7 protein-coding genes are annotated in these 9,225 nt (G+C 65.5%); 5 read left to right on the top strand and 2 right to left on the bottom strand.

The window, feature by feature from the left end:
- Positions 1 to 193: 193 nt before the first annotated feature.
- From EB084_13225 to EB084_13215, 3 genes are all read left to right on the top strand, one after another.
- Positions 194 to 2,671, top strand: coding sequence for a hypothetical protein (locus tag EB084_13225; protein NDD29219.1), 2,478 nt, complete (start codon positions 194 to 196; stop codon positions 2,669 to 2,671).
- 73 nt (positions 2,672 to 2,744) lie between these two features.
- Entirely contained in the window at positions 2,745 to 3,275 is a 531-nt protein-coding gene (locus tag EB084_13220) for a hypothetical protein (GenBank protein ID NDD29218.1), read from the top strand.
- Positions 3,226 to 4,791, top strand: coding sequence for a hypothetical protein (locus tag EB084_13215; GenBank protein NDD29217.1), 1,566 nt, complete (start codon positions 3,226 to 3,228; stop codon positions 4,789 to 4,791). Before EB084_13220 ends, EB084_13215 begins: the two co-directional genes overlap by 50 nt.
- A 29-nt stretch (positions 4,792 to 4,820) precedes the next feature.
- Here EB084_13215 and EB084_13210 read toward each other — a convergent pair whose 3' ends face one another.
- Positions 4,821 to 5,654, bottom strand: coding sequence for a hypothetical protein (locus EB084_13210; GenBank protein NDD29216.1), 834 nt, complete (start codon positions 5,652 to 5,654; stop codon positions 4,821 to 4,823).
- Positions 5,655 to 5,731: 77 nt separating this feature from the next.
- Here EB084_13210 and EB084_13205 point away from each other — a divergent pair, with 77 nt between their 5' ends.
- Entirely contained in the window at positions 5,732 to 7,741 is a 2,010-nt protein-coding gene (locus EB084_13205) for an adenylate/guanylate cyclase domain-containing protein (protein ID NDD29215.1), read from the top strand.
- A gap of 107 nt (positions 7,742 to 7,848) precedes the next feature.
- Here EB084_13205 and EB084_13200 read toward each other — a convergent pair whose 3' ends face one another.
- On the bottom strand, positions 7,849 to 8,736 hold the full coding sequence (locus EB084_13200; GenBank protein NDD29214.1) for a hypothetical protein: 888 nt from the start codon (positions 8,734 to 8,736) through the stop codon (positions 7,849 to 7,851).
- Between the two features lie 202 nt (positions 8,737 to 8,938).
- Here EB084_13200 and EB084_13195 point away from each other — a divergent pair.
- Positions 8,939 to 9,225 (top strand): zinc ribbon domain-containing protein (locus EB084_13195; protein ID NDD29213.1); only part of this gene is annotated, 287 nt, incomplete at its 3' end.

The raw sequence follows: 9,225 nt of genomic DNA, 5'->3' as shown, positions 1-9,225 counted from the left end.
TGATGGGGGCCGGGCAGGGTGGAGACCACCCCGATCTGGCTTCTGTCAACGGGAAAGGCGAGGTGCTGGCCGTCTCCGGAGACGCTGGCAGGCGTTCCTTGGATGTGGCCGCTGATCATCACCGAGTCGTGACCGTTCTCCCGAAGCGCGAGCGCCTGACCTGCGACAGGCACCTCGCGGGCGTCGCTGGTCGATGCGTCCTTGTTGCTCGCGCCGGAGAAGGCCCGCTGAAGGGCGTGTGACTCGGCAAGAGAGAGGGGAGGAGACGTCTGCACAGGCATCGTGGATGATAGAGCCGCACAACGGGCTGATTTGCAACGCATTCCATTGGCAGGTCAGGGTCGCCTCTGGCGCCAAGTTCCGCATGAGCATGACTGAGATTGTCGCGGACGAAGCCTCTCCCTCCCAGACTGACTCTCCACCTGAAGCACCGAAGGGTGGGCTGTCGGAACCCGCCAAGAACACCCTGGCCCTGGTGGGCGGCTGTCTGACCGGCTGGTTTCTCGGCCCGTGGGCGAGCGTGCTTGCTCCGCTCTCAAAGGGGTTGCTCAACCTGCTCAACATGCTCAGCCTGCCGTTCGTTGTCGTGGGGCTCGTCCACGCCATCGGACAGCTGCCGGTTGCTCGCCTCTCGGCAATGGCCCGCGCGGGCGGAAAGGCCCTCGCAGCCATCCTGGCCATGAGCCTGGCGGGGTGCTGGGCGGTGTCGGCCCTGTTTCCCACCGTCGGAAACGCAGCGTTTCTCGTCCCCGTTCAGGCGCAGGCTGGCGAGTCCGTTGACCTGCTCACCCAGCTCATCCCAGCGAACCCGTTCGAGGCCCTGGCCACCGGAGGGGTGCCGGCGGTGGTGTTCTTCTGCCTTCTGTTCGCCTGGTGTCTTCTTCGGGTGGAAGGGCGAGAGAAGCTCCTGGCCGTCGTTGACGTGGCGTATCGGGTGCTCGAGGAGATGTGGGATAACATCTCGCGAATGCTTCCGCTGATCACGTTCTGCCTCTCGACAACGGCGGTGGGGCTTCTCGATGAGGCCCTGATCTCGCAGGTGCGCGTCTTCTTCGTGGGGGTTGTGGTGCTCACGCTGTTCTTCGTGCTGGCGGCGTTTCCCGCATTGCTGAGCATGACCTCGGGGCGCCCGTTTCTCGAGGTCTGGAAGCGATGCTTTGTGCCCATGCAGCTCTCGTTTCTCATCGGCAGCACGTTCGCTGTACTGCCCTTGGTCATTGCGTCGGCCGCCGATCTCGTGCGAGACGCAAGCAAGGAGACCGATGCCTCGGAAGCGCCGGCGTCAGGCAGCGCGTCGGGTGCGCACGCGGTCGCCGCGGCGGATGGGGCTGACACAGCGCGGGCAGGAGGGGACGATGACGCGCGCGCGGCTGAGGTGTCGACCATCGCGATGCTCGGCTATCAGTTCCCACTGACCGGCAGTCTCGTGCTGATACTGTACGTCTTGTTCGCGGCCGCGGCGTTCGACCGCTATCTCGATCTGGGACAGCAGCTCAGACTTGCCCTGATGGGACCGCTGGCCTTGTTCGGCTCGAGCACGGGGGCGAATGCCTTCTTGTCTGAGATGCTGGGCATACCTCATGACGCGGTCTCCCTGTATGCGGGCATCCACGAGATGACCGCCCGCTTCGAGAGCGCTCTCGAATCCGGATCGCTGCTGCTCTTGACCGTGCTCACCTGGAACGCAGTGCATCGCGCACGTGGGGTCGGCTACGTGCGGCTGGCGGCGCTCTTCGCGGCCATGACCGTGCTCCTGGCGCTCGTCTGCGGGCGCGCCTCTGGCGCGCTGTCGTCGTTGCCCTCCATCCGGCACTACTATGCTCGTCATCCTCAGATCCTCTCCAAGCGGGTGACCGTGAAGCAAGGGGCGGGCGACCCTGTCACCTCGACTCCGGTGTCAGGGCTTGCCCGGGTCAATCGAGGACGCCCGCTTCGCGTCGGCGTGGTTTCGACTGAGCGCCCTCCCTTCGTCTACTACAACGAACGGGGTGAGCTCGTGGGGTACAGCGTCGAGCTCACGGGAATGCTGGCTGACGCGCTGCAGGCCCCCATCGAGCTCATCGTGCTGAAACGAGACGACGATTGGAAGAAGGCGCTCACGGAACGGCGCATCGATCTCATTCTCAGTCCCGTGGTACAGGTGTCGGAGAGACTGAGAACGCTGGCCTTCCCCGCGATCTACGGCACCGTGAACCCCGTGCTCGTCTTTCGCGACACTGCGCGAAGCATCATGACGCAGCACAGGCGAGACAACGATTTCTCCGGGCTTCGTGTGGGGGTCAGCCGCAGCACATTGAAGCGCGGGATTCTGAGCGCACTTGTTCCAGGCGCGCAGCTCGTCGAGATCGAAGGCCCAGACCAGCTGGTCACAGACGCAACGCTCGATGGCATGCTGTGGGTCGATGTTGAGGCTGCTGCCTGGGAGATCACCCACGTCGAGTTCGGGCGGGTCACGCTCGAATCGACGCCCATCATATTCGGCTACCCCGTGCGGGTCGACGATTTCGAGATGCAGGCGTTCCTGACCGACTGGTTCGAAACCCTCGATACCCGAGGCGACCTCGGGCGTCTGCGCGAGGACTGGATGATGGGGCGTAGGCCTCGGGAGGTTCGCCTGTCGCCGGTCCAGCGTCTCTGGCGTTGGCTGTCTGGAGCGGCTGTTAAGGAATAGCAACAGTCTGTACAGGCGGTTGGTGGTCGTGCTATCATGGCGCCAACGATTCAGGGAAGCGCAGGGCATCATGATGATCAACGCCAGCGGCACAACCCCCATCTCCACCCCCACTGCCGCAACGCTCACGCGCGGCGTCACCGGTCGCAATCTCGAGCAGGTCGCGCACGGCCTGGCCGAAGAGTCGTTCACGGTCACCGAGGTTCTCGATCGACCGACGCGATCTGAGATGGCCAGCGACCTCGCCTCGCTCAAGGTGCAGCTCTGGGCGCGGGTCTCAGAATCGCACATGGGCAACGCCATGATGGTGGCGGGTGCGCTCATGGGGGGGCCGCACGGTGTCGTTCTCAGCAACCTGCAGGGAACGCTCAAGACCACGCTGGCCTCTCCACAGAAGCTCGACAAGCTGGCGTCAGACATCGAGGCCTTCCACCAGGAGCGCCCCGGCGATCCGTTGCTCAGCGATGCGCGGGCCGAGTCGCTGGGCACGGCGATGAAGCGAAGCCTCGTGGCGATGGGCTCAAAAGAAGTGCCCACAGCCCTGTTCATCGGGGGTGCGCTGGCGAACGCGCACCAAGATCAGGGAACCATCGTCGGGCATTGACCCCCGGCCTCGTCACAACGCGCGCGCCACGGGCATGACCGCGAGCGCAGACGCCCCGCACGACCCACGAGGCAGTCGCACAGACGAGCTGGTGGCCTCTATCCTCGAGCGTCGTGTGCGCACCACGCTACGTCGTGTCAGCGTCGCCATGGCGAGCTTCTCGTTCACCATCGCCGCGCTCGGTCTGGTGCTGAACCTCACGGGGACCCTGCGAGACCTGACCCTCCCCTTTGTGTGCGTGGGGCTGCTGGGGCTCTGGTGCGTGATCATCGTGGTCGCGGTCGATCGCGCTCAGATCGGCGCGGCCGGGTATCGCAGGCTGCTGCTGCCCATCTACCTGGTACCGACGGTGCTGCTGCTCGTGTTCCAGTGGCGGAGCCCTCACGGGGCCTCGTCATTCATGTTCGGCCCCTCGGTGTTCGGGTACTTCCTCGCCCTCGTGCACTCCGCGAGCCAGTTCCGACGGCGTCTCACGGTTGCGGTGACGGGGCTCTCGGTGCTGGGATATCTCGGGGTCTACCAGCTGTTTGCGCATACCGAGCTCCAGACGAGCCTCGCGCCCGTGAATCAAATCGACCCCATCCTCGCCCAGGGCCTGATCACCTGGCCCTTCTTCGTGATGCGGGCACTCGTCATGATCGTGGCGGGATGGATGCTCTGTCACATCATCGAGGTGGCCTACGAAGTCATCACCGAGGTCGCCAACGTCATCGCCCAGTTCGGCATGGTGGTCGATCCGCGGGTGCGCGATCTCATGCTCAATGGTCAGGTGGCCACCGAGGGCGAGGAGCGCGACCTGACCGTTGTGTTCGCCGACATCCGTGGCTTCACCACGCTGGCGCAGCAGTGGGCGCCGCCTCGGCTGCTCGCGCTCATGAAGGAGTACTTCGATCTGATGGGCCATCCCATCCGGACCGAGGAGGGTACGGTCATCGAGTACATCGGCGACGAGATCATGACCGTGTTCGGCGCGCCGGTCGCGCAACATGACCACGCTGTGCGCGCCGGCCGGCTCGCCCTCGAGATGCAGCGTGTGCTGGCCGAGCAGCGGCCGCGCTGGGAGTCTCGCGGATATCCGCGCATCGAGATCGGTGTCGGACTCAACGCAGGCCCCATGCTCGTGGGCACCATCGGGTCGAGCGAGCGTCAGAAGTACGGCGTGCTGGGCGACAATGTGAATCTCGGATCACGGGTTCAGCGCCTCACCCGCGATTACAACGTGGGCATCATCGCCACCGATGCGTGGTACGCGCGCTCTGAAGGGGCCTTTCACGTGCGTGAGCTCGATCAGGTGCCCATCAAGGGGCGCGAGGGCACGGTCACGTTGCTCGAGGTTCTCGGAACCACCGACGCCCCCCTCGAGCCCCAGCGTCAGGCGACCGTGGAGTCGTGGAACCGTGCGCTTGCGGCCTATCGAGCGAACGATTTCACCGTGGCCCGTCGTGCTCTCGATGCCTGCCTTCGACTCTCGCCGGATGACGGGCCCGCGCGGCGTCTTGTCGAGCTGCTGCCGTGATCGCCGCTGAAGGCGCCCGCCGATGGCGCTCAGGGGCCGCCCACCTGTTGTACTGCCTGCGTCACGCTCGCCGCACTGATGGTCGACTGCAATGAGCTTCTGAGCACTGCAAGGTCAGGCGCGTGGAGAAAGCTTCCGGCCGATCGCCCGGGTAGCGCCGTGGGGGCCGCGATCGGAGCGACTGAGCCGCCTCCAGCGCCCGCGCCAGCCTCCAGGTAGCTCCCGCTTGCAGCCGGGGCAAGTGTCCCCGCAGATCCCCCGCTTGTTCCGCTCGACGTCCCGGTGGAACCTGCGCTTGTTCCGCTCGATGTCCCTGTGGAGCCAGTGCTCAACCCAAGCCCCCCCAGGAGGGCGACTGTGCTTTCACCGAGGTTCGTGGAGGAGAGCTGGTCTGAGGGGGCCTTCTCGGTCATGGTTGCGGTACCCGCTGCGTTGAACGTGACGAAGGCGGCGTTCTCAGAGAATCCTCCCTGCACACCGAGGTAACCGCTCCCGTTGGCGTCGAAATCTCCGCTCGGGAGAATGGTCAGTCCGCTCACGTCTGGGCCCCCTGTGATGACAACGCCGGACTCGGGGGCGAAGATGTGGGTCGCGGACGTGGTGCCCACCACGTCGGTGCGAAGGCCGAGGCAGTGCGAGAAGGTGGTTCCGCCCACGGGTGTCAGGAGCACGGTTCCTATTGTGCGAGCCGTTGAACGCGCGTCAGCGATGAACGAGACCAGACGGGCTCCCGTTGCGGTAACGCTCTGGCGGTCAAGCGAGCGTCTCGTTATGGGAACCGCGACGGCGAGAACGATGGCGCTGATGGCCACGACCATGATGATCTCGAGCTGTGAGAGCCCTCGTCGCTTGCTCAAGAACACTGATGCAGGGGTACGACGCATGACGCAACAGGGTTCCTCACTGGAGATGAGATGGAGTGTAACGTGCTCGACCTGAATTGTACCATCGGGTCTGCAATGGGGCAATGGCCTCCCCGGAAGTGATGCGCGACACCGACCGGCGTCGTCTGCACGGTCTGTCGCTGGGACTCGTGCTGCTGCTCATGGCGCTCTCCTGGCTGGGGGCCTTTGACGCCCTCGACAACGTCTTCATCGACATGCTCATGCGCCATGGCAGTCGACGCACCACCGACCCTCGTGTCGTTCTGGTGTACGTTACAGACCACACCCGCAGCGCGATGGGGTATCCCCCGAGCTTTCCACGCGCCGAGATAGCGCGCTACCTTAAAAAGGTGTCTGATCTCGGGGCGCGGGTTCAGCTCGTCGATGTCCTTCTTGGCTCCAACCAGGCAAGCAGCGCGGAGAGGGACGGTGAGCTCGCGATCATCGACGTGGCCCGAAAGGTTCCTGACATCGTCTTCGATGCGATGCCGCGGGCTGATTTCGTGAACAACAGAACCGTGCTCGAAGAGCCCCTGCCGCAGGCGCGTGGCGCGCAGAACCTGAGCCTCGCACAGTCGTTTCGTCTCAGTGATGGCACTTCGATTGCGCGAGATTTTTCAGTGTATCAGGTGTACTCGGCTTCCTCCAGCCGCCTGCCGCTGCTCGCCCCCGAGCCGTCAGACCCCACACCTCTGGCGTTTCTGCCCCATCTCGCCTGGGAGGGGGCGCGGCGCCTGGAACGGGTTGCGCTCGGCACTCCGCGCAGGCACTCGGGGCTTGCCGATGGCCGACCCTGGTACATTGCGTCGGGGGGGTACGTCGATCTCGGTTCTCAGCGGGTGTGGACGTTCGGAGCGAACGCCTCGGTCTTTCTCGATTTTCAGCGACCGCTGCGTCCGCACGATCCGGCGAACACGTCGCTCTATGGGGCGGACGCGCTCTTCGAGATGTGGACATACGAAGATCTCATGCGCTTCTCGTTCAGTCCAGGGGCTCGTCCCTTTGAGGGAAAGGTGGTGATGCTCGGCTCTCAGGAGCAGGCGGGCCACGATTTCTTCGATACGCCCCTGGGACAACAGGATGGACCGTCCATCAATGCCCAGCTCCTCACGTCTCTGATAGACAACCGGTTTCTGCTGCCCGTGGGCGAGCACGTGGTTCTTGCTCTCTGTCTCGTCTTGTGGGCAGTGGGCGCTTTCCTGTTCGCCCGGCTGTCTCCCGTGCGGTCTGGGCTTGCTGCGGCAGTGCTGGCGCTCTTGGTGCTCGGAATCGGGGGGGCGCTCTATCACGGCAACGCGCTCTGGTTGCGTGTCTGCGCACCCGTGGCCTCGGTCGCCGCCACGTGGGCGGCGGTGACCGTGCTGAGGGCGAGGGCCGCGGATCAGGAGCGTCGCTTCGTACGTGAGACGTTCTCGCGCTACGCCCCGCATCAGGTGGTCGATCTGCTCCTTGCCGATCCCCGCCGGCTTCGTTTGGGGGGCGACTCGCAAGAGGTCACTGTGCTGTTCGCCGACATCAACGGCTTCACGTCCATCACCGAGACGATGGGGCCGGAGCAGACCATCGAGATGCTCAACGAGTACTTTGCGCGCATGACAACCGTTGTGTTCCGCCACCACGGGCTCATCAAGCAGTTCGTGGGGGACGAGATCATGGTCATCTTCGGTGCGCCGATTGCCCGCGATGATCACGCTCGGCTCGCTCTTGCGGCAGCGTGGGAGATGCGCGAGGAAACCTCGCGCTTGCGTGCTGAGCGAGAGTCGGCGGGGAAGCCGGGCTTCGACCTGAAGTTCGGGGTGAACAGCGGACGTGTCGTGCTGGGAAACATCGGGTCGCCGCAGCGTGTTGAGTACGGTGCGGTGGGCGATGTGGTCAATGCCGCGTCGCGCATCATGGGACTCACCAAAGAGGTCAGCAGCGTTACCCGGATTCTCGTAGGGCAGAGCACAGCTGACCTTGCCGGAGAACAATGGGATCTGGCCGAAATGGGAACCTTCAGCGTCAGGGGAAAGACCCAGACCGTAACAGTGTTCGAGCTGAGAGGCCCACAGCAGCCGCGCGGCTGATCACGGTGCCTGCGTCGTCGGCCAGGCCCTGCGCAGGCTAGCAGATCGAGTCATGATTGCTCGTTCGCGATCTCTACGAGGCAGAGGGTGCAGGGGTGAGGTATGGGTTACACCCCGGAGGCGAGGTAGAACGGGATCTCGGCCGCCTTCTCGACAATGTCGGCCTCGCTCTCGAGGAGCGCCGCGTGGCTGTCGAGGTCGGTGGCTTCAGAAGCTTCGCGGCCTCCGCTGCTCACCAGGGCGTTGCCTCGGGCGAGGGCCGCGTTTGTGGCGGCGATGAACGCGTCGGCCGCGGAGGTCTCCTGACGGGACTGGGCCACGGTGCCGCTGCTCTCGGTGCGCATCGCCGACGCGCGCGCTCGTGATGCCTGCACGTCGTCGCGCTTGCCCGCGGCCTGGTTGTACTTCACACGGGCTTCGCCCTGGAGCGCTCCGGCCTTGGCCAGCAGCTGCAGCCCTTCCTCGCGGGTGACCTTTGATTCCTCGTTCTGGCCAACCTCGATGAGCAGCTCTGCCCGGCTCTGGGCCAACTGGGCTTCGTGCTGCACGCGGTCGGCCTCGCTGCGTGCCGTACCGGCCTGCGTCTCGGTGGCGTTCACCGCGGCCTCGGCAACGTCGGCGGCCTGGGTCTGCGCCTTCGCCTGGACGTCGAGCAGGCGCGCCTGCTCCTTCTTCTGCCAGCCCACGGCCGTCTGGGAGGTGGCCTCTGCCTTGACCTTCTCGCCGGTCTCGGTCTGCTTCTGCCCATCGACCCGAGCCTTCTGCGCCTCCAGGCGCATGGCCTGGGCTTGCTTGCGCATCTCCGCGGCGCGATCAGCCTGGCGTCCGCCCACCAGGACCACGGCGTCCGGCAGGGCCTGCCCGCCTCCGCCGGCGGTCGCGGCCTCGACGGGAGAGCCGTTCGTGGTGCGCGCGAGGGCGGCGGCATAGGCGGCCGCGGCTGCTTCTCCCGCGCCCGAGGGCTTGGTGGGGTCGATCTCTTCGATGGGCGACATGACGGGCCTCCGAAACCTGTTCTTCTCGAAGCGTACCAGAGGTCTCGGTGAAAGGCCATTGATGACGGTTGCCGGATTGTTGCCGTCGTGTGAACGGATGGGGAATTACCGCCCGTTTCACGATCTCGTGGGCCAACAGGTCGCAGAATGACGGCGGAGGAGAGACTCCTCCGGCCTGAGAATTGGCGGGAGCGACGGGCTGATGCCTTCGGCGCGACAGGAGAGACGAGTGAGCGGTTCCATCTCATCGACGCATCCCTGCGGGCGATGCGCGAGCCCCGTAGGCGCAGGTTCACGCTTCTGTGCGGTCTGTGGCATGCCGCAGGCCGCCGCGTGTCCCCGTTGCAATGCCGCGGTGCCCGCGGGGTCGCGCTTCTGCGGCGACTGTGGATGCGCGATTGCGCCTCTGCCCGCGCCTGCGTCTGCGCCCCCGCCCGCGCCCGCGCCTGCGTCTGCGCCACCGCCCGCGCCCGCGCCCGCGCCCGCGCC

The sequence above is a fragment of the Pseudomonadota bacterium genome (assembly GCA_010028905.1).
Classification (GTDB): domain Bacteria; phylum Vulcanimicrobiota; class Xenobia; order RGZZ01; family RGZZ01; genus RGZZ01.
The sequence above is the reverse complement of the archived record's forward strand: the minus strand, read 5'-3'. Positions and strand labels throughout refer to the sequence as shown.

Coding starts and splice junctions, on each gene's coding strand:
- EB084_13225 (NDD29219.1), top strand. CDS start 194: ATGCGTCCTTGTTGCTCGCGCCGGAGAAGGCCCGCTGAAGGGCGTGTG.
- EB084_13220 (NDD29218.1), top strand. CDS start 2,745: ATGATCAACGCCAGCGGCACAACCCCCATCTCCACCCCCACTGCCGCA.
- EB084_13200 (NDD29214.1), bottom strand. CDS start 8,736: ATGTCGCCCATCGAAGAGATCGACCCCACCAAGCCCTCGGGCGCGGGA.